General features: G+C 68.9%; 20 protein-coding genes. 13 read left to right on the plus strand and 7 right to left on the minus strand.

The features are described 5' to 3' along the window. Positions 1-248: 248 nt before the first annotated feature. From C1I93_RS08310 to C1I93_RS08330, 5 genes are all read left to right on the plus strand, one after another. The gene (locus C1I93_RS08310; RefSeq protein WP_111242648.1) at positions 249-1,010 is read left to right on the plus strand and encodes an eCIS core domain-containing protein; all 762 of its coding nucleotides are present in this window, start codon (positions 249-251) and stop codon (positions 1,008-1,010) included. A 552-nt stretch (positions 1,011-1,562) separates the two neighbouring features. Then, positions 1,563-4,700 carry a phage tail protein gene (locus C1I93_RS08315; RefSeq protein ID WP_111242649.1) on the plus strand — a complete coding sequence of 1,046 codons (3,138 nt, stop codon included), beginning with the start codon at positions 1,563-1,565 and terminating at the stop codon, positions 4,698-4,700. Positions 4,701-4,730: 30 nt separating this feature from the next. Next, positions 4,731-5,705 (plus strand): pentapeptide repeat-containing protein, encoded by a 975-nt coding sequence (locus C1I93_RS08320; protein WP_181445066.1) that lies wholly within the window; start codon positions 4,731-4,733, stop codon positions 5,703-5,705. 332 nt (positions 5,706-6,037) lie between these two features. Then, on the plus strand, positions 6,038-6,193 hold the full coding sequence (locus C1I93_RS32305) for a hypothetical protein (protein WP_223256657.1): 156 nt from the start codon (positions 6,038-6,040) through the stop codon (positions 6,191-6,193). Between the two features lie 92 nt (positions 6,194-6,285). After that, complete coding sequence (locus C1I93_RS08330) at positions 6,286-6,603, plus strand: hypothetical protein (RefSeq protein WP_111242651.1); 318 nt, start codon at positions 6,286-6,288, stop codon at positions 6,601-6,603. Positions 6,604-6,868: 265 nt separating this feature from the next. Here the strand turns inward: C1I93_RS08330 and C1I93_RS08335 are convergent, their stop codons facing one another. Both C1I93_RS08335 and C1I93_RS08340 read right to left on the minus strand, forming a co-directional pair. Next, a complete protein-coding gene (locus C1I93_RS08335; RefSeq protein WP_146603462.1) occupies positions 6,869-7,444 on the minus strand; it encodes a hypothetical protein in 576 nt (191 codons plus the stop codon). Beyond that, positions 7,441-8,037 carry an RNA polymerase sigma factor gene (locus C1I93_RS08340; RefSeq protein ID WP_111242653.1) on the minus strand — a complete coding sequence of 199 codons (597 nt, stop codon included), beginning with the start codon at positions 8,035-8,037 and terminating at the stop codon, positions 7,441-7,443. The genes C1I93_RS08335 and C1I93_RS08340 overlap by 4 nt, the downstream gene beginning before the upstream one ends. Before the next feature lie 191 nt (positions 8,038-8,228). Between C1I93_RS08340 and C1I93_RS08345 the strand changes: the two genes are divergently transcribed. Next, on the plus strand, positions 8,229-8,729 hold the full coding sequence (locus C1I93_RS08345; RefSeq protein ID WP_249412313.1) for a PQQ-dependent sugar dehydrogenase: 501 nt from the start codon (positions 8,229-8,231) through the stop codon (positions 8,727-8,729). On the opposite strand, the gene C1I93_RS08350 is transcribed toward C1I93_RS08345, so the two are convergent. From C1I93_RS08350 to C1I93_RS08365, 3 genes are all read right to left on the minus strand, one after another. After that, complete coding sequence (locus C1I93_RS08350) at positions 8,686-9,948, minus strand: DUF6357 family protein (RefSeq protein WP_181445067.1); 1,263 nt, start codon at positions 9,946-9,948, stop codon at positions 8,686-8,688. The genes C1I93_RS08345 and C1I93_RS08350 overlap by 44 nt on opposite strands. Next, positions 9,939-10,592: a hypothetical protein gene (locus C1I93_RS08355; RefSeq protein WP_111242679.1), complete on the minus strand. Its 654-nt coding sequence runs from the start codon at positions 10,590-10,592 to the stop codon at positions 9,939-9,941. Before C1I93_RS08355 ends, C1I93_RS08350 begins: the two co-directional genes overlap by 10 nt. 298 nt (positions 10,593-10,890) lie before the next feature. Further along, positions 10,891-11,136 (minus strand): winged helix-turn-helix domain-containing protein, encoded by a 246-nt coding sequence (locus tag C1I93_RS08365; RefSeq protein ID WP_111242655.1) that lies wholly within the window; start codon positions 11,134-11,136, stop codon positions 10,891-10,893. Between the two features lie 187 nt (positions 11,137-11,323). On the opposite strand from C1I93_RS08365, the gene C1I93_RS33210 reads away from it, so the two are divergent. Next, positions 11,324-11,689: a DivIVA domain-containing protein gene (locus C1I93_RS33210; protein ID WP_223256738.1), complete on the plus strand. Its 366-nt coding sequence runs from the start codon at positions 11,324-11,326 to the stop codon at positions 11,687-11,689. Here C1I93_RS33210 and C1I93_RS08375 read toward each other — a convergent pair. Next, positions 11,659-12,852, minus strand: a complete 1,194-nt coding sequence (locus tag C1I93_RS08375; protein WP_111242657.1) for a hypothetical protein — start codon at positions 12,850-12,852, stop codon at positions 11,659-11,661. The genes C1I93_RS33210 and C1I93_RS08375 overlap by 31 nt on opposite strands. Next, complete coding sequence (locus tag C1I93_RS08380; RefSeq protein WP_420811798.1) at positions 12,849-13,202, minus strand: PadR family transcriptional regulator; 354 nt, start codon at positions 13,200-13,202, stop codon at positions 12,849-12,851. The genes C1I93_RS08375 and C1I93_RS08380 overlap by 4 nt, the downstream gene beginning before the upstream one ends. Before the next feature lie 162 nt (positions 13,203-13,364). On the opposite strand from C1I93_RS08380, the gene C1I93_RS08385 reads away from it, so the two are divergent. From C1I93_RS08385 to C1I93_RS08420, 6 genes are read left to right on the plus strand one after another with little or no spacing between them, the layout of a single operon-like run. Continuing rightward, positions 13,365-14,894 carry a phage tail sheath family protein gene (locus C1I93_RS08385; RefSeq protein ID WP_111242659.1) on the plus strand — a complete coding sequence of 510 codons (1,530 nt, stop codon included), beginning with the start codon at positions 13,365-13,367 and terminating at the stop codon, positions 14,892-14,894. Positions 14,895-14,919: 25 nt separating this feature from the next. Further along, positions 14,920-15,363: a phage tail protein gene (locus C1I93_RS08390; protein ID WP_111242660.1), complete on the plus strand. Its 444-nt coding sequence runs from the start codon at positions 14,920-14,922 to the stop codon at positions 15,361-15,363. A gap of 4 nt (positions 15,364-15,367) precedes the next feature. Further along, positions 15,368-15,817, plus strand: a complete 450-nt coding sequence (locus C1I93_RS08395; protein WP_111242661.1) for a hypothetical protein — start codon at positions 15,368-15,370, stop codon at positions 15,815-15,817. Further along, positions 15,814-15,972 (plus strand): DUF6760 family protein, encoded by a 159-nt coding sequence (locus C1I93_RS08400; protein WP_111242662.1) that lies wholly within the window; start codon positions 15,814-15,816, stop codon positions 15,970-15,972. The genes C1I93_RS08395 and C1I93_RS08400 overlap by 4 nt, the downstream gene beginning before the upstream one ends. A 4-nt stretch (positions 15,973-15,976) precedes the next feature. Beyond that, positions 15,977-18,838, plus strand: coding sequence for a hypothetical protein (locus C1I93_RS31420; protein ID WP_181445068.1), 2,862 nt, complete (start codon positions 15,977-15,979; stop codon positions 18,836-18,838). 55 nt (positions 18,839-18,893) lie between these two features. Next, complete coding sequence (locus tag C1I93_RS08420) at positions 18,894-19,331, plus strand: phage tail protein (protein ID WP_111242664.1); 438 nt, start codon at positions 18,894-18,896, stop codon at positions 19,329-19,331. Positions 19,332-19,333: the final 2 nt, after the last annotated feature.

A 19,333-nucleotide genomic window follows, 5' to 3' on the forward strand; every position in this document is an offset into this window, starting at 1 on the left:
CCTCCCGCCATCCCCGCCGTCGCGTCTCGCCGCCGCCGTCGCGTCTCGCTGCCGTTGATCAAGAAGTTTTGGTCTGATTCGGCGCGGATCTCGACGCAAACTTCTTGATCGACGCGGTTGGCTGCCGGGGAGGCCGCTGAGGTGCCCTTTGGGGCAAGTGGTCGTGCCCGTTATGTGGCGCTGGTCGGCGCGGTGCAAAAGCCTGGGCAGGTGCACGGTCGAGGGGGACCTGGCGGCAGGGGGTAAGCATGCGCGGACACCGTGAGTTCGATTCCGAAGCGGCCGTACGCCCGGCCGGTGACCGCCCGACCGGCGCCGACCGGGACACCGAGTCCCTGACGTACGCCGCGGCGAGCGCCGGCCGCCCCGACGTGCTCGGCGCGTCCGGACTGCTCGGCCTGCAACGAGCGGTGGGTAACCGGGCGGTCGGTGAGCTGGTCGAGCAGGATTCCTCGCCCGTGCACCACGTGGTCAACTCGGGTGGTGGGAGCCCACTCGCCCCGGAGGTGCGGACGGACATGGAGTCCCGCTTCGGCGGGCAGGACTTCTCCGACGTACGGGTGCACACCGACGGTGCCGCGCACGAGTCGGCGAAATCGGTCAACGCCCAGGCGTACACCGTCGGCTCGAACATCGTCTTCCAGCGCGACAACTACGACCCGTCCTCGGCGGGCGGTCAGCACATGCTCGCCCACGAGCTGACCCACGTGGTGCAGCAGCGCAGCGGCCCGGTCGACGGCACCGACACCGGCGGTGGGGTGAAGGTCAGCGACCCCTCCGACCGCTTCGAGCGGGAGGCCGTCGCCAACGCCGACCGGCTGATGTCCACTCCGGCGGCCCCAGCCCCGGCAGCTCCCGTGCAGCGGGCCACCGAGCACGGCGGGCACGAAGGGCACGATCACCCGGTGGCGCAGCGCGAGGAGGAGATGTCCGAGGAGGACGAGTCGGCGCAGACGTACGTGCAGCGGCAGGAGACCGGCGAGGAGGAAGAGGAACCCTCCCCCTCCTGACCTCGCCGGCCGTCTTCGATCAGGCCACCGTGAGGTAGTACGCGTTCGAGCGGTAGTTGATCGTTACGGCCGACTGCCCCTTCGGGCAGGGGCCGTGGCACCTATGAGCGGCCGGGCAGTCGGTGACCAGTCACTTCGGGCATCGCAGGCTCGTTCTCACGATGGTTGTGTAGGCGTTCGAGCAGACGTGCCCGGCCCGGGAGGTGCAGGGTGAAGGCACCGGCCGAGGAACAAGGGGCGCAACGCGCTCCGGTGCGCCCGGCCGCTCCCTCATCGACCCGGCCCACCGATGACCTGGACCCGACGGTCACGGCAGATCGTCGTACCGAAAGTCGCCCGCTGAGCCCCGCCGTCGCCCAACGGTTACAGGCGGCGGCCGGCAACCGCGCGGTGTCGGCCCTGGTGGCGCAGCGCAGATCGGCTGGCTCGACCGCCCGGCGGCCCCCGGCCGTGGTCCGGCCCGCCGCAGGTGACCGGCCGGCGAAGAGCGGTTCGGCAGCGGCACCCGCCTCGGCAACCGCCCCGCTGGGTCCGGCCCCTTCGACTGATGGCATGGCCGTCGAGCCGTCGATTTCCGTACCGGTGCAGCGGTTGGCTCCTGGTGCGGACGCCGCAACCGGGCAGCGGCCGGGACCGAACGCGGACCCGAAGTTCGCGACGTTGAAGGCGGACGTGCGGGGCAAGCAGAAGCTGCTCGCCACTCATTTCCCGGCGAAGGCGGAAGCGGCCAAGGCGCAGGGCGCGGCTAAGCCACCGCAGGACGACAAGGAGGCGCAGGGCAAGGCGGCCAACGCGGAGAAGATGAACGCTGCCAAGCCTGGCGAGTTCGACAAGGCGGCGTTCGTCCGGGCGGTGAACGAGGCGATCGCGGCCCAGGCGCCGAAGAACCTCGACGAGGCCGACAAGTTCGGTGGCTCCGGCAAGGCCGACGCGGTCAAGGGGCAGGTGCAGGGCCAGGTCACCGACGGTAAGAAGGCGTCGGCGAACGCGATCGAGACCACCACCAAGGCACCGCCGGACACGGCGGCGGCGAAGGAGAAGCCAGTCACGCCGCTGGTGGCGGACAAGCCGCCGGGTACGCCGGGCACACCGGATCCGGCGAAGGCCGTACCGGACAAGGCCCCTGCGGCGGCGACCGACTTCTCGGCCGGGCCGCAGCAGGTCGACAAGCAGATGGCCGACGCGCAGGTGACCGAGGAGCAGTTGGCGAAGTCCAACGAACCGGAGTTCACCGGGGCGTTGAAAGAGAAGAACGCCGTCGAGAAGCATGCGGCCACCGCCCCGGGTCAGGTGCGGGCGGCGGAGGCGAAGACCCTGGCCGGGGCGAAAGCGGCGGCCGGGCAGGCGGGCGCGGCGGCGATGACCGCGCTGACGGCGGATCGCAAGCAGGCCGGTGCGCAGGTCGGGGCAGGCAAGGAGCAGGCCAAGTCCGCCGACGAGGTGCAGCGGGCGAAGGTCACCGCGATCCTGCAGAAGGTTTTCGACGCCACCAAGAAGGACGTCGAGGAGATCCTGTCCGGGCTGGACAAGAAGGTCGATGCCCAGTTCACGGCGGGTGAGAAGGCGGCCCGGGACGCGTTCACCGCCGAGCACAAGCGGCGGATGGACGAGTACAAGGACAAGCGGTACTCGGGCATCGTCGGCAAGGGCCGGTGGATCAAGGACAAGTTCGCCGGCCTGCCCGAGGAGGCCAACCAGATCTTCGTGACGGCCCGCAAGGGCTACGTCGACCGGATGCAGCAGGTCATCTCGTCGGTGGCCGACACCATCGGCGCCGAGCTGACCCGAGCCAAGCAGCGCATCGCCACCGGCCGCAACGAGCTACAGGCCGAGGTACGCAAGCTCCCGGCCGATTTGCAGGCGCTCGGGCGGGAGGCCGCCGCCGACTTCGCCGGCAAGTTCGACGAGCTGACCGAGTCGGTGAACAGCAAGGGCACCGAGCTGGTGCAGACCCTCGCGTCGAAGTACAACGAGGCGCTGGCCTCGGTGGACGAGGAGATCGCCGCCGAGAAGGAGAAGAACAAGGGCCTGGTCGCCAAGGCCGTCGACGCGGTCGCCGGGGCGATCAAGACCATCCTGGAACTCAAGGACATGCTGCTCGGTGTCCTGGCCAAGGCCGCGAGCGCGGTCATGGCGATCATCAAGGACCCGATCGGCTTCCTCGGCAACCTCGTCTCCGCCGTCGGTGCCGGGTTGAAGGCGTTCATCGGCAACATCGGCGAGCACCTCAAGAAGGGCCTGGTCGGCTGGCTCACCGGCGCCATGGCCGGCGCCGGCCTGGAACTGCCGGCCAAGTTCGACCTGCGCGGCATTGTCATGATGATCGGTTCCCTGTTGGGCCTGACCTGGGCGAGCATCCGTGGACTGATCATCCAGCGTGGCCTGCCGGCACCGGCCATCGGCGCGGTCGAGGCGGGTGTCCCGCTCGTGCAGAAGGTGCAGTCGCAGGGCCTCGGCGGCATCTGGGAGGAGATCAAGGAGAAGGTCGGCGACCTCAAGGCGAACCTCTTCTCCAAGATCAGCGAGTACCTGATCCCGACCGTGCTGATGGCCGGCATCACCTGGATCCTCAGCCTGCTCAACCCCGCGTCGGCCTTCGTCCGCGCGGTCAAGATGATCATCGACTTCGTCACGTTCATCATCACCCAGGGCGCGCAGATCATCGAGTTCGTCAACTCGGTGCTCGACGCCATCATCGCCATCGCGGGTGGTGGGGCGGGTGGGGTGCCGGCGCTGATCGAGAAGGCCCTGGCCCGATCGGTGCCGGTGCTGATCGGGGTGCTCGCAGCGGTGATGGGCATCGGCGGCATCGCGAGCAAGGTCAAGAGCTTCTTCGCCGCCCTCGGCAAGCCGGTCAAGAAGGCGGTCCTCTGGGTCGTCGACAAGGTCGTCGCGCTCGGCAGGAAGCTCTGGGCCAAGCTGCGGGGGCGGTTCGGGCGATCTGAGGAGACGCCGGCCCAGAAGCAGCGCCGACTTGAGCAGGGCATGTCCGCTGCGCATCGAGCCGTAGAGCGCTACCGGGGCAAGTGGGTAGGGAAGGCCATCCTCACCCCCTTGTTGGCCGCCATCCGTATCCGCTATCGGATGACGGCGTTGACCTTGATCCAAGAGGGCGGCTACTGGGCCATCGAAGGTTCGGTCAACCCGAGGCAGAAGTGGACCACCACAATTCATGCGACCAGCAACGAGTACGAAATCTCGACCAAGGAACCCGACCCCAAGGATCCGGCGAACGTCTGGACCGACGCCATCAAACAGGCGCTCGTCGCCACCCTCGAAAAGGCCGTCCAGAACTTCCTCCAGAATGGACTCTCCGCCGGTCAACTGAGCAAACTGAACGAGTACAAGGACGAGGCACTGGCCGCCGCAGCCGCCGGGAAAGATCCCGGACAGCACTGGGGTAAGTTCTGGGAACTGTTCTACAAATCGCGCGGCGACCGCATCCACAACGCATTCAAGGCTGAAGTTGCCACACGGCAGGAGCTGGCCGGCCTCGTACTGTACACGCCGGGCGTGAAAGAGCCAGACGTGAGAACAGGGCCAGCAAGCACCTCCGGAAAGTGGTGGGCCGACGTCACCACCGAAGGCGAGTGGTCACGACATTTCACGAAGTACAATGCCACCTTCGGCAACAGCGCCCTCGGACTCATCTACAAAGTAAAATCAACGAAACACGCACCGAACAAGTAGCGCTGCGACGGCCGCATGAGGAGGACTGACATGAGCAGCAGCCGGGGTGGGCGGTGGCGCGGCGAAGACGGTCGGGAACTGGCCGGTCACGTCTTGGCACGACTCACCACCGGACGGTCGCTGGACGATCTGCAACTCGGCTCCCATGAGGGCCGGGTGGACCTTCGTGGCTTCACCCTCGAGCCGCCGAAGACGGGGGGTGACGGTTACCTCGCTGAGGAGGGCGGCAGCAGCACTGATGGTCTGAGCATGAGATGGTTGCACGGACTGGTCGACATCCGCGACACCAGCCTCGAGAACCTGGACTTCAGTGAGGCACAACTCGATCATCTCCGGCTGCACGGCGTCGCGTTACGCAACTGTCTGTTCGATGGGGCGAAGTGCCGGGACTGGCGCGGTTGGCAGCTATCGGTGCAGGACTGCTCGTTCGTGCACGCAGACCTACGGGACACGGCCCTCGGAACCTGGGGCAACTCATACCGCGGGGTCGAATTCCGCGGCGCTGACCTACGCGGAACGAGCTGCCGTGGAGCCACTTTCATCAGCTGCGACTTTTCCGACGCGAGACTGGACAAAGTCGAGTTCGTCGGCTGCCAACTGGTCGACACCCGGTTCGCCGGTCGACTGAGCGAGGTTTCCTTTGTTGCCGCGACGGATCAACCCGAGCACGGCTCGATGGAGAATATCGACTTCACGGACGCGTCCCTAAGATGGGTGACATTTCGCGGGCTTCCGCTGTCCACGGTCCGCTTACCCGAGAACAGGGAGGAGCACATCGTGGTGCGCCACTATCCGTGCGTCGTCCGCCAGGCGTTGGCTCGACTCGAAGGCCGCTACGATGCCGAGACGCGCAAGCTACGTTCGCGCCTGCAGGCAGACGCGTCCCAGTTGGACGAATCCCGCGACATCGGCCTGTGGCACCGCGACGAGTTGGGCAGCAATCCGAGCGAGCAGCGCTACGCGCGTGAGTTGTTGCAGGACGTGGAAGCAGCTTGTTCGGCCTAACGGACGTTCCGTGACCCGGTCAACGCTCGCGAACAACTACGCCGGCTACTACTCCAGCCGGGGATGTTGACCTCGGCTGAGCTGCGGGCCAACGACCCTCGCCCGGCCGCCCGACTGTGTCACCTCAGACTCGGTTACATCCTGGCCGTGGCCTGCTCGCATCAGGTCACCACCGGCTTGGACGTCTACCGCGTCGACGCGCTCGCCGCCGATCTTCCCATCACCGCCTCTGGACCTCTTGGCACCGCTGGAGCACCCTGACGATCCTCGCCCACGCGTTCCTGGCCACCGCGACCGCCGGCCACCGCAACCAACCCACCGGGCTGATCGCGTTGACCGTCGACGAGCTACGCCACCTGTTCAACACCCTGATCATCGAACCCGGCCGAGGCCACACCGACCCACTGCTCTGGTCGATCCGCAGACGACGCCACCAAGCACGAGCCATGACCGGCCACTACGCCCGACAAGCCCCCATCGAGCCGTGACCACAATCCCCGGCTGGAGTACTAGCGGGGCAGCGCACGGGCACATCGGGGTGTTAGCGTCGTCACACACCACACAACGGGGAGGAAAAAGGGTGAAGAAGTCGATTATCGGCCTCGTCGGGACGGCGATGCTCGTCGCGGCATCGCTGTCGATACCGTCAGTGGCATCAGCAGATCCGAGTGCCGAAATCCTGAAATGCAGGCAGACGCGACAGGCCGACAAGACGATTCCCAAGAGCCAATACTACACCTGCGCCTGGGGGTCACTCCGGGTCATCCGCGTCAGCGACAGCGCCCTCATGGCCATCTATGACGGAAACTGCGCCAACGGCGTGTGGCAGCGCAACCGAAATGCCACGTTCTTCGACATGACCCAGTACTGCCCCAAGGATGGCCGCCCTCGGTCCTGATAAGTTCTGATCCACTGACAACAGCCGGGTGAGCAGTGCCTGGTCAGGCCCCCGCCGCAGGGGCAAGGGCCTGACCAGGCCACTCCACCACCCGACCGGCCGCGCCCGCCAATGGGGGTGCCCAGAGTGCGTAGGCTCCGGGAACCGCATCAGGCCGTCGTCAGCCCCACAACCGCCCACTGAAACTCGTGCTCATGTCGCAACCTCGGCGACGCTGGCAGACAAACGACGACCAGGCGTGATCACTTCAGTAGCCGCTCCACGGTCATCGCGACTCCGTACACCCGTCCACGACCAGTTTGCCGTCGACCTGCCGCAGCCGGGCGCAGTCCTGCCGGCGAATCTCTCCGCTGCCGTTGGAGTCTGCCCGACTGTCGATGACGAGCTGAACGAGTCCTCGATCATCCACGGTGTAGACGGTGACGATCGGATCGCCCTCGACACTCGGTCTGGTCTGCCGCAAACGGGCCGGCTCACCTGCCGCGGCAGCCTCGACCAGGCACCGCACAGCGGACTCCGGCAACCGCTCACCCTGCCGCAGGTCGAAAACTCCGCAGTCGGTGCCGGCGACGCCGCCTGTCGAGCCGACGCCGCCCGGCGCGCCGGTGGAACCGGTGATCCCACCGGGCACCGGCGTCTGGGGGCCGGAGATGGCGCGGATCGTCGCGATCCCGCCGGCAGCGAGCAACACACTCGCCGCGACAGCGGCGGGCCTCAGCCACCCGAGGTGTCGGGAAGGGCCGGTGCCGCCGGAGACCTCGGTGAGCAGACGCTCGCGCATCCGCTGCCGAGCATCAGCGGGCAGGTTGAATGTGGGGGGCAACTGTTCGGGGCTGGTCACCGCTCCTCCTCCGATTCTCCGGGTCCAGATGATGGGTCGATCTCGGGGCCGAGCAGCCTGATCAGACGGCGCCGGGCACGACTCACCCGGGTCCGGACGGCTGCCTCGTTGACGCCGAGGACCACGGCTGCGTCGGCGTACGCGATGCCGGACCAGACGCACAGCGCCAAGGCGTCGCGTTCGGCGCGTGGTAGCCGGCGGACCCCGCGGAGCACCGCCACCATCCGCCGTTCGCTGTCCACCCGGCCGGCCACCTCGTCTGAGAAGTCGGTGGCGGCGGGCTCGGGCGGCAGGCGCAGCAACGCCCTCCGCCAACGACCCAGCGAACGCCGCTGGTCCCGTACCACGTGGCTGGCCACCGCGAGGAGCCACGGCAGGATCGAGTCGTCGACCAGCCGCGCCTCGCCGCGTTTGCGCCAGGCCAGCAAAAATGTCGACTGGGTGGCATCCTCAGCAGCCGTCCAGGACCCGGTCAATCGGAAGCAGTGCCGGTAAACAGCCTGGACATGGCGGTCGAACAGGGCACCGAACGCGTCGCCGCCGCCGGCGGCGGTCACGTCGGACCACAGGTGCTGGTCGGTGCGCTGGGACATTGTCGTCACACCTCTTTATGGCCAGTAGCGGCACCCCTGTGACACGGGTCGACCGAACTTCACAGAGAGGGTCGGGTCGATGTCGGCGTAGTGGGAAGACCGGCAATCCCTGAACATCGATCAATGCTGATGCATGGTGGGGAATGTCTCCGCTCGCGTCCTCCACTCGACCTGCTCGAGGAGTTGAAAACATGTTGCGACGGCGTTGTCGTCCGGTCCCCCTGCTGGCCGGGCTGCTCGTTCTGGTCCTGTCCGCGCTCCTGTTGCCACCGGCTTCGGCGGCCAGCACCGCCGCAGCCGCCACACCCCGCCCCAGCCGGGTGCCACTCACCGGGCTGCCGGACGGCCGGATGCTGATCGCGGAGAAGAACGGCACCGTCCGCGCCTACCACCCCGACACCGGCCTGGCGGCCGAGCCGGTGCTCGACCTGACCGCCCGGATCGACACGTCGGGCAACGAGCGCGGCCTGCTCGGCATCACGCCAGCACCGAACTTCGCCCGGACCGGGATCCTCTACCTGGCGTACACGAGCCTCCCGGCCGGCGCGCTGACCCTGGCGCGAATGCCCATCAACGCTCCCGGGCGGCCGTCCCCACTGGCGCTGGCATCCCGATCCGGGCGAAACCCAAGCGACGAGCCCGCTGGAACTACCAGGCGTCGCGCCGACGACGTGCGCGCTCGAATTCGGTGACATCCGACAGCCAGGGACCGTGCTGTTCGAGTGCGGCACAGCCGCCGCGGACGAAGGCGCGCACCAGGTTCCGGTACCCGCCTATGCCGTCGACCAGGCGGTACTCGACCTGGTACTGCGGATCCGACCCGGCTTTCCCGGGTCGCACCGTGGTGATCCGGGCGATGGAGTCCGCGTAGAAGTGCAGCTGGATCCCCTCGCCCAGTTCCTCGTCCTCGATGGTGAACACTTCGTTGTCCGCTGCCGAGCGAGCGGCGACGAACTCCCAGAACTCGGCGGAGGCAGAGCGAGGACCGCCCCGTAGCCACTTCCTTTCCCCGCCCTTGTCATCGGTGAACGACAGGGCCGTCTTTCTCGCACTTTCGCCAAGGTCAGGATGGCCGTCGGCGGCTGCCTCGTCGTCTTCCACCGGGGCGCTCCGGGAGCGGTCCGCAGCCTCCGAACACATCAGAAAGCTCACCGTACGCACCGCGTCATCGACGAGTTCGGGGTACGCACGGCGCACGGCCGCCTCGACCGCCGCCGCCAACCGATCCCAGTCGCGCTTGTCCGTGGCCCGGTTTCCCCGCCGCGGATCGAGGCCGATCCGCATCCCGGCGCACGCCTGCTCAGCGGTGGCGACAACCCGCATGACCTGGGGCAGCAGCGCGGTGTCGACGGCATCGGGCAGCCGCCTTGGCACCGTCGCGCCGTGCAGATACTGGCCCGTGTACCTCAGAATCTCCGTGTCGAGTGGCCCGAGGACCACTCCGCGCGCGGCGCGACGGCGGTCCGCACGATGCTTCTCAGCACGTTTCTCGTCCGCCCCCTCCGTCGCCGCGCGCATCGCCTCGCAGACCTGACCGCGCTCAAGTAGATCGAGGTCGGCACCATGCGCAACGAGGCGGCTCCGGTCCCACGGGATGCGCCGAAAGAGCGTGTCGACGTCGGCGGGCGAGGAGAGCAGGATCGGGTCCAGGAGCGCGACGGCAGCGTTCTCGTCGAGCCCGCCCCGGGTTCCGGCGGCGTCGCACAGCGGGAGGATCGCGCTCCACAGCAGCAGGTGTCTCGCCAGGTCCTCCCGGATCACCGCAAGATGGGCCTCGGAGATCGGGACCGTGAACACCCGAGGCTCATGGTTGGCGTCGGCCCCGGCGGCGAGCATCAGCTTCAGCTCGCCGTCCTCGCGGATCACGGTCGGGAGCCAGCCGCTGCCACGGGTAAAGACGTTCACGCCCACCGCGCAATTTCCACGTCGAGGCGCGGGTCGGTGCGCACCCAGACCTCGCCCCCGGCGGCCTCGGCCGGGGCGTCGACTCGTTCGAGCCCGAGGAATTCGATCAACTGGAGCAGTTCGGCTCGTTCGGCTCGGTCATCGTCGACATCGTGCGATTCGAAGAAGACGTAGTACTTGTCGCTCGGGTCGACGATGCCGGAATCTGCCCAGATCCGGGCGACTTCTTCGACTGCCGCGGCTGCCGTCGTGATCGTGGCGGCGCGGGCGGCACCGCGGCTCTCCGGTGACGCGTCGAGGTCGGAGAGGTCGGGAAACCACTGGCCGAGGTAGTCGAGGCCGGCATATCCGTTCTCGAAGAACAGCATCGCGCTCGGAAGGTAGCGGTTGCCCCGGTCGACCCGAAGGTGTTCCGACCGAGGTTGGTCCGCATCCTTGATCCGCGAGATCACCCTCTGCCGGGGCATGAGTATCAATCTCTGCCCCGTCGATCCATCCTCGATGGTGTAGGTGTCAGACTCTCGACCCCGGAAGAACGCAGAGAACGCCATGTATGCCTCCTGAGGATCACCCACCGAGACTTGTTGGTCGTTGCCATCCCCGACAGCGAAGACGAACTGCTTCGGTCCGGGCGTGTAGGGACGAGCCATCTGCATCCTTCGTTCACGTGTGGCAGCCCACCGGTGTAGTGGATCAGAGCGGAGTCACCAGCATGCCTTGTTCAGCGGCCCCTGCGCAGACCAGCCGTTGTCCTTCCCAGTGAGCATGTCCCACAACCTCCTGAACTCGTGCGGTGTCTCCGCGTCCGGACGTACGGCCGATTCGTCGGGAGTGAGCAGGTCAGGGCTCTGGTCGATCCGCAGACGACGCCACCAAGCACGAGCCATGACCAGCCACTACGCCCGACAGGCCCTCGGCGAGCCGTGATCACAATCCCCGGCTGGAGTACTACCCCTCCGGGTCTATCAACCAGGCGTCACTGGCGTTCACGTAAATGCCCTTGCCCTGGTGGCGGTAGATCAGGTGGCGAGACTCCAGCCAGACGAGGGCGAACTTGATCGTCGTTTCGCTGACCCCGTACGCCTCCCGCAGCTCGAGCAGCGTAGGTAGCTTGCTGTGCGGCTCGCGGGCGCCCGACCGGATCGATGTCTCGATCTCGTGGGCGATCCTCGCGTAATCAGAGGTCACGGGCATTTTCGGGTCCTTCTCTTGCGCGGCACCTCCATCTGATCACGACAGCTTCAACACACTCAAGACACTGTGGTGCCTAACCCGCACGGGCAGGTGGCCGCTTCCAACGGCCACCTGCCCACAGTCCCACGCCATTCCGCTGTCCGCCCCGGCCGATAGGTTCCTGCGGCCACGAGCGAAGGCGAGAGCCGTGATCCACCAGGACAGGCAGCAGCGATTGCTGCCTGGACACCGCCGCGCCGCCACATTCGGCCGCCGGCTACGTGGCCTCGATCCCGACCAGGTGTACGACTTCCTCCAGCAGGTCGCCGACGAACTCGAACGCCTCGGCCGTGAGTTGGACACCGCTACCACCGAGACCACGCGCATCCTCCAGCCAGAACTCCTGCCGCGTCCGCCAGCCGTCGAACAGCCGGTGGCCTCGATGAGTGACCAGCGCACGGCTCAAAGTCACCCGCGGCGGCGTGACCCGCACGTACCGGGCCGGGGTGAGCGTCGGCCCGCCCGGCTCGGGGTCGATGACCCTCAGCCGGCCGGCCGGCTCCGGACCAGGTAGGCCCGCCACCCGATCGCCAGGAACAGGACGGCGACGAACAGGCCGTAGTAGCCCAACCCGCTGCACGCGGAGATCACCGCCAGGCCGAACATGGCGAGCACCGTCATCCAGCCACCGAAGGTGAGGGCAGACCTTCGGACCGCCTGCCGCGGGATGGCGTCGCCGGGTCGGCGACACCACGCGAGGACGACTGCCGCGACGACGGTGGCGAGGATCGCCGGGGCGAGCAGGAGGAGACCTTCGTCGCCGAGGACGAGCCACGACCAGATCGGCCCCTCGTGGACGGCGAATCCCTGATCGACAATGGCGAGGTAGTCCCGCATCACGTGGATGATCAGGAAGCTGGAGCTGCCGGCGGCCACGTACGCCAGCAGGGCGAGGAGACTGCTGGCCGCCGCATTGTGCTCGGTTCGGCGGCTCGCCCAGCCGGTGAAGAGCCAGCCCCACACCATGCCGAGCATTCCGCCGGCCGCGAACCCGACCGGCAGCGCGGCCGACTCGGCCCGGCGGACCGAGACCTCGAACCAACCGCCCTCGGCCGGTTCCTCCGAGCGGTAGGAATTGGTGAGGGTCAACACCCAGCCGTCCTTCACCGCGGTCAGGGTCTCTGAGGTACGCAGATCCGAGTAGCCGGCGTAGTCGGTCGGGCCGAGCCGCCAGCCGGCAGCGGTCAACCGCTCGGCCACCTCGGCGTCGTACCGGCGCAGATCGGGAATCGGGGTGACGTGGTCGACCTGGTAACTGACCTGGCCGAACTGCGCCTCGCCGTTGCCGTTGACGAAGACCGCGTCGTGGCGTTGCAGCGACGGGACCACGGCACCCGGTGTGACCAGCTCGGCGATGCCGGCCATCTCCGTCGCGGTGGGCAACGCCCGGTCGGTTTCGCCGATGAGGCGGGCGGTCAGCGACGCGGCCACGAAACCGCTGAAGAGCGCGACGACGACGGCGACGGCCACCACCGCCCGGCTGCCCGGCCGTCCCAGCCGGGCCCGCGGCGCGTGGCGGAGCACGTCGAAGACCTCACGGGCACTCGGCTGGCGGCGACCGGTTTCCTCGGCGGCCATGAGCATCGTGTCGAGCAGTTCGGTCCGGCGCTGCCCCGGCGGATAGGCCCGGGCGAGGAGACGGTAGCGCCGGTACGACGCGGGCCGGGTGGCGCTCATCCGAACGTCACCGTGGCGGGCCCGGCGGGCGGGCGCAGGGCGTCCAGCATTCGGGTCGCGGTTTGCACGTTGCGGCTCAGTCGTTGCGTCTCGGCAGTCAACGCGGCACCGCCCTCGCTGGTGAGCCGGTAGTAGCGGCGTAGCCGCCCATCGACTGCCTCTTCCCGGTCGACCTCCACCAGACCCTCGGCGGTCAGCCGGTCCAGCGCGGCGTAGAGCGTCGCGGCCAGCAGCCGCGTCTCACCGCCGGAAAGCTTCGTGACCTGTTGCATCACCCCATATCCGTGCCGTGGCTGATCAACCAGGGCGGTCAGGATCCAGAACGTCGGTTCTCTCATCGGACGTGTCACGCGGCTGAATATACAAGTCATTTGACTATAACGCCAGCGAGGCCGGTACGGCAGGTGCCTGAAAGGACATCGATCTCTTCCCCGGTGGGCGTCCCGTCGGGCGTGTGATCGCGGCGACCCAGGCGGGACGCTCGACTCGATCCCGAGGGACGAGGAGGCGTGATGCCCAACTACCTGGCGCCGGGTGTGTACGTCGAGGAGGTGGAGTCCGGCTCCCGCCCGATCGAAGGCGTCGGCACGGCGGTCGCCGCGTTCGTCGGCTTCGCCGCGCAGGGGCCGTTCAACACCCCGACGCTGGTGACCAACTGGAGCCAGTACTCGCAGATTTTCGGCGAGTTCGCCCCGGACTGCTACCTGGGCCACGCCGTCTACGGGTACTTCATGCAGGGCGGCGGGGCCGCGTACATCGTGCGGGTCGGTGGCGACCGGGCCGAGGAGGCGTTGCCGGCCGCGTCCGCGCCGGCCGCCGTGCTCGGCACGTACAAGGTGGTCGCCCGGGCGCTGCCCGAGGGCACCCCGGAGGACGTCAGCGTCGAGGTCGCCGACCCGCCGGAGGGCGCCGGTGAGGACCGGTTCAACCTGGTGGTCAAGCGCGGCGGACAGGTGGTGGAGACCTTCGAGTCGGTGACCACCAAGCGCGGCAAGGACAACGTGGTGAACGTGGTCCGCGAGCGATCGAAGCTGATCACCATCGAGGAGGCGGCACCCGCGGGGCAGCTCGCCCGGCCCAGCGGTGGCGAGGTGGCGCTGATCGGCCCCGGTCCGACCTCCGCGCCGGAGAACGTCTCGGCCGACGAGTACGTGGGCGACGCGGCGGAGCGTACCGGCTTCGGCGGCCTGGAGGCGGTCGACGAGGTGACGATGGTCGCGGTGCCCGACCTGATGGGCGCCTACCAGCGCGGCGCGATCGACCTGGATTCGGTGAAGACGGTCCAGTCGGCGATGATCGCGCACTGTGAGCTGATGGGTGACCGGATGGCCATCCTGGACCCGCCGCCCGCGCTCAGCCCGCAGCAGGTCCGGGAATGGCGTACCGACCAGGCCGGCTACGACTCCAAGTACGCCGCGCTCTACTACCCGTGGATCAAGGTGTTCGACCCGCTGACCGGCACCAACCGGTTCATGCCGCCTTCCGGGCACCTGGCCGGGGTGTGGGCCCGCAACGACGGGTCGCGAGGAGTGCACAAGGCGCCCGCCAACGAGGTGATCCGGGGCGCGGTGGCGCTGGAGACCCAGCTGACCCGGACCGAGCAGGAGCTGCTGAACCCGTTGGGGGTCAACTGTATCCGGGCATTCCCGGGCCGCGGCATCCTGGTCTGGGGCGCCCGCACCCTCTCCTCCGACCCGGCCTGGCGCTACCTCAACGTGCGGCGGCTCTTCAACTACCTGGAAGAGTCGATCCTCAACGGCACCCAGTGGGTCGTCTTCGAGCCCAACGACGACATGCTCTGGGCCAGGATCCGACGCACGGTCAGCGCCTTCCTGGTCAACGAGTGGCGACGCGGTGCGCTCTTCGGGCTCACCCCCGACGAGGCGTTCTTCGTCAAGTGTGACCGGGAGACCAACCCCGCCGAGAGCATCGACGCCGGCCAGGTGATCTGCCAGATCGGTGTCGCGCCGGTCAAACCCGCCGAGTTCGTGATCTTCCAGCTGGCGCAGATGTCCGGTGGCACCAGCCTGGTCAACGAGTAGTCCCCCGTAGCGTCAGGAGGCAGTCGTGCCGCTCCCCGATTTCGACTCCGCCGTCGGCCACTCGTTCGGCCTTGAGGTGGACAGCATCATCATCCGCCAGATCACCGAGGTCACCGGCCTCAAGATGGAACAAGATGTCATTGAATACAAGTCGAACACCGCCGACGGCAAGTTCGCCATCCGCAAGGCGCCCGGCGCGCCGAAGGCCGGCGAGGTGACGCTGACCCGGGGCCTGACCGCGGACAACAGCTTCGAGTCATGGATCAAGGATTGCCGGTTCGGCAAGATGGGCCAGGCACGCAAGGGCGGCGCCATCATCGTCTTCGACTACGAGGGCATCCCGATCAAGCGGTACAAGCTGACAAACGCGTGGCCGAAGTCCCTGGAGATCAGCTCGCTCAAGGCCGGCGACACCAGCGTGCTCACCGAGAAGCTCGTGGTGACGTACGAGGCGATGGAGGTCGAGTAGCCCCATGCGCCGTACGTCGTCCCTCGTCCCACCGCCCGGCGCCGACGCGGCCGAGGCACCGGCCGTCGCGCCGCGGCGCGAGACGCTGCGCACGGAGTTCCCGTTCGAGCTGCCGCGCGGCTACGTCGACGGCACCGGCACCGTGCACCGGGACGGGGTGATGCGGCTGGCGACCGCCCGGGACGAGCTGGTGCCGCTGCGCGACGACCGGGTACGCGAGAACCCCGCCTATCTCACGGTGGTGCTGCTCAGCCGGGTGATCACCCGGATCGGCACGGTGGTGGACATCCATCCCGGCGTGGTGGAGGACCTGTTCGCCTCCGACCTGGCGTTCCTCCAGGACATGTACCGGCGGATCAACAGCGAAGGACACACCCGCGCCAGTGTGGTCTGCCCGGAGTGCCAGCACCGCTTCGCCGTCGAACTCGCCGGTGGCCGCCTGGGGGAATCGTGACGTACGCGGCCGACCGCATCTACTCCGAGGTCGCGTACGTCGCCTACCACTTCCACTGGGGCCTGGAGGAGATCCTCGATCTCGAACACGGCGAACGGCTGCGCTACGTGGCCGAGATCGCCAGCATCAACACCCGCATCAGTCAGGGACGGTGACCCGATGTGGCGGTGGCCGTGGCGATCACCGCGGACCGTGCAGCGGTCCGCCGCGCCGGACGCCACGCCCGACACCGGGTCGACAACTGACCACCCGGCGAAGCGCAGCGAGCCGCCGGCCTGGCAGAGCCTGCCGCCGATCCAACGGATCACCCCCGACGAGCCACGGTTGAACCTGCCGGAGGCATTCACCGACACGCTGGCGTCCTGGCGCGATCCGTCGTACCTCGCTCCCCTCGGTCACCTCGTCTCCGGGGCCGAACCCGCCGGCGTGCTGCACGGTGCCGCCGAGCCGGTGACCGCGCCAGCGGAACCAAGCCCAGTCGGACAGCCCGCCGCCCAGGAGACGGCGCCGATGCCGCTCGCGACGCCAGCCGCACCGGCACCGCACCGTACGGCCGCCCTGCAACGATCGGTGACCGGCATCCCGCACGATCCCGCGCCAGCCAGCCCGCATTTCCCCGGCCCAGCCAGCCCGCACAGTTTCGGCCCGGCCACCTCGCCCGACCCGGTGACGAGCAAATCCGGCCCGGTCACGAGCCACGAGCCGGGCCCGACCAGCGGGTACGACCCGGGCCCGACCACGCCGCAAACGCTCCGGCTGCCGCCGGGGCAGATGCCGGAGCCGGGGCAGCTGCCGCCGGGGCAGATGCCGGAGCCGGGGCCGATGCCGGAGTTGCCGCTTGCGACGCCGACGCGGCCGGTACCGCTGGAGCCGGTGTCGGTCAGCCGGCTGCTGACCGCGCCGCCACCACCTGTGCAACTGCACCTGCCCACGGTCAGTCCGCCGAGCACGGTGGCGCAGCGCAGCGTCGCACCGTCCACCGCCGAGCCGACCGATGTCGAGCAGCCAGCCAGCGAAGAGCTCGGCTCACCCGACGTGCCCACGCTGGGTCGCGAACCCCTTGATCCGGCTCTTTTCGCAGGCGAGTCATCCGTGCACGATCCGGGCCACAGCGCATCGGCGGACGTAGTAGCACCATCGAGAGCGTCCAGCGGACCGCCGCTCGACCTGGCCGTGCAGCGGAGTTTGCCAGAGGTCGCGCGACCACCCCGTCGGCTCGGTCTCGGCGAACCCATCGTGTCTCCGTTGCTGCCGCCCCGCGACGCCACGCCGGCACCCGATGCGATGCAACGCGTGCCGGCCGGCGACAGCCCGTCCCCACCCCCGCTGGTCCACCGGCCGGTCACCGCCAGCCAACCCACGACCAGCCCGACCACCACCAGCCAACCGACCACCAGCCCGACCACCACCAGCCAACCGACCACCAGCCCGGGCGACGACGACCGGGGCGTGACCGAGAGCAGTGCGAGCACCGGCGAGCAGGCGGGACTGATCGGAGAGACGTCCGTCTCGCGCCTCGCCGCCGATGCCAGCCCCGGCAGCCCCGGCAGCTCCGAAAGCTCCGAAAGCTCCGAAAGCCCCGAAAGCTCCGAAAGCTCCGAAAGCTCCGGCCTATTCTCGGCCGACGTCGGTCCCGACACCGACGCCGGTACCCGTACCGGCACTGGCGACGGTTCCCCGACGTCGATCGGTGACCTGCCGGTTGTTGGTGCACCGGGCAGCCGGAGCACGCCGGACGGCGGTCCGCCCTCGGGTGGGGGTGGATCGCCGACCACCGTGCAGACGTTCGTGTCGCCCGACGGCCCGCTGCCCGCCGAGGCACAGGTGACTCCCCTGCTCGGCCAACCGTCCGTAGCGAGGCCGACAAACGACGAGCCGCCGCCCCGGATCGGCCCGCCGGGACCGGCCGATCCAACCGGCGGGGCAACGGATCCCGGCGTGGGCCGCAGCGCCGGGAGTGCCGATCTGCCAGTGGTGTCCCGACTGGCCATGCCCGGATCGACAACCGATGCCCCGGTACGGGCGGCCGGCAGCGCCACGCAGGCCCCACCGGCCGGCAGCGCCACGCAGGCCCCACCGGCCACATTCGACGGCGACGCCGCTGCTGCCGCTGGGACGGATGCGTCAACCGGTGGCTCCGATTCTCCCGACGCCGGGTCCGACACTGCCGGCCTGGTTGGTGGCTACGGCGAACCGCCGGATCAGCCGGACGGTTCGAGTGGGCAGCCCGACAGCGCACCGGCAGCGCTGCCCCTTGTGGTGGCCCGGTTGGTCGGCGACCGCCCGATCCGGTCGCTGGCCGGGGAGCTACCCGAGCCGGCGGCTCCCGCCGGCCCGAGTGTGCAACGGGTGAGCTGGCAGCACCACGAGGCGCGGCCGGACAGCGTCCCGCTCACCTACGCCGGGCCGGAGCACTCCCCGCCGCGCACCGAGGCGCGGCTGCCGGCCGTCGTGGGCGGTTCGGCTCCGCGCGAGGCCGGTGGCGGTCCGCCGGTCCAGCGCTGGGTGGGTGCGCTGCCCGGCTCGCCGCCTTCGTCCGGCCGTTCCGGCTCGGGCGGTGGCAACACCCCGGTCAGCGGCGACAGCCCCCCGGTCACCAGCCTCACCAACTCCGGCGGCGGTAGCACCCCGCTGAGGTTCTTCACCAGCGCCGGTAGCGGCGGTGCCCCGATGACGTACCTCGTCAGCTCCGGGGCGGGCGGCACTGCGGCAGCGTACTCCGATGGGTCGGTCGGGTCGTTGCCGGTGCAGCGGGCCGAACCCACGGCCGTGCCGCCGGACGACCCGCCCCCGACGGACCTGCCGCCGCCCGAGCTGCCCGCCGCACCGCCGGCGACCGCGCCGACACCGCCCACCGGTGACGCCACGGCGGCCGGACAACCGGCCACACCTGGCGCACCCGGTGCCGCAACGGAGCCCGAGGAACTGCTGAAGAAGCTGTACGACCCGCTGCTGCGCCGGTTGAAGACCGAGTTGCGGCTCGACCGGGAGCGGCACGGGGTGCTCGGCGGACCGGGCTGAACCCCCGATCCCCTGCGCCACCTGCGGAAAAGCGCCGAACGACGAGGAGGAAGGGATGACCAAGGACGAGGTCGCCGTCGCGATCGCCTTCGTCGTCAAGATCGACGATCAGGATCTCGGCGCGTTCAACACCTGTGACGGGTTGGGCTGCGAGGTGGTGGTGGAACAGCGCGAGGAGGGCGGCAACAACGGTCATGTCTGGCAGTTGCCGACCCGGATGAAGTTCTCCAACGTCAAGCTCTCCCGCCCCATCACGGCGGACAGCACCAAGCTGATGCGCTGGTTCGCCGGCATGGCCAACGGGATAACCCGTAAGACCGCCACCATCGAGGCGCGCACGCTGGAAGGCACGGTGATCGCCCGCTGGGGGCTGCTCGACGTCATCCCGGTGAAGTGGTCCGGCCCGCAGCTCAACCCGGACAGCCCGAAGGTCGCCGTGGAGACCCTGGAGCTGGCCCACCACGGTTTCTTCGGCCCCGGGTCCGGGGGGTGAGA

The organism is Micromonospora endophytica, assembly GCF_003236305.1.
Classification (GTDB): domain Bacteria; phylum Actinomycetota; class Actinomycetes; order Mycobacteriales; family Micromonosporaceae; genus Micromonospora; species Micromonospora endophytica.

What these genes read in the sequence shown, in the direction of transcription:
- C1I93_RS08310 (WP_111242648.1), top strand. Translation starts at nt 249, where the DNA reads ATGCGCGGACACCGTGAGTTCGATTCCGAAGCGGCCGTACGCCCGGCC.
- C1I93_RS08315 (WP_111242649.1), top strand. Translation starts at nt 1,563, where the DNA reads ATGGCCGTCGAGCCGTCGATTTCCGTACCGGTGCAGCGGTTGGCTCCT.
- C1I93_RS08320 (WP_181445066.1), top strand. Translation starts at nt 4,731, where the DNA reads ATGAGCAGCAGCCGGGGTGGGCGGTGGCGCGGCGAAGACGGTCGGGAA.
- C1I93_RS08340 (WP_111242653.1), bottom strand. Translation starts at nt 8,037, where the DNA reads ATGTCCCAGCGCACCGACCAGCACCTGTGGTCCGACGTGACCGCCGCC.
- C1I93_RS08345 (WP_249412313.1), top strand. Translation starts at nt 8,229, where the DNA reads ATGTTGCGACGGCGTTGTCGTCCGGTCCCCCTGCTGGCCGGGCTGCTC.
- C1I93_RS08355 (WP_111242679.1), bottom strand. Translation starts at nt 10,592, where the DNA reads ATGGCTCGTCCCTACACGCCCGGACCGAAGCAGTTCGTCTTCGCTGTC.
- C1I93_RS08365 (WP_111242655.1), bottom strand. Translation starts at nt 11,136, where the DNA reads ATGCCCGTGACCTCTGATTACGCGAGGATCGCCCACGAGATCGAGACA.
- C1I93_RS08375 (WP_111242657.1), bottom strand. Translation starts at nt 12,852, where the DNA reads ATGAGCGCCACCCGGCCCGCGTCGTACCGGCGCTACCGTCTCCTCGCC.
- C1I93_RS08385 (WP_111242659.1), top strand. Translation starts at nt 13,365, where the DNA reads ATGCCCAACTACCTGGCGCCGGGTGTGTACGTCGAGGAGGTGGAGTCC.
- C1I93_RS08395 (WP_111242661.1), top strand. Translation starts at nt 15,368, where the DNA reads ATGCGCCGTACGTCGTCCCTCGTCCCACCGCCCGGCGCCGACGCGGCC.
- C1I93_RS31420 (WP_181445068.1), top strand. Translation starts at nt 15,977, where the DNA reads ATGTGGCGGTGGCCGTGGCGATCACCGCGGACCGTGCAGCGGTCCGCC.
- C1I93_RS08420 (WP_111242664.1), top strand. Translation starts at nt 18,894, where the DNA reads ATGACCAAGGACGAGGTCGCCGTCGCGATCGCCTTCGTCGTCAAGATC.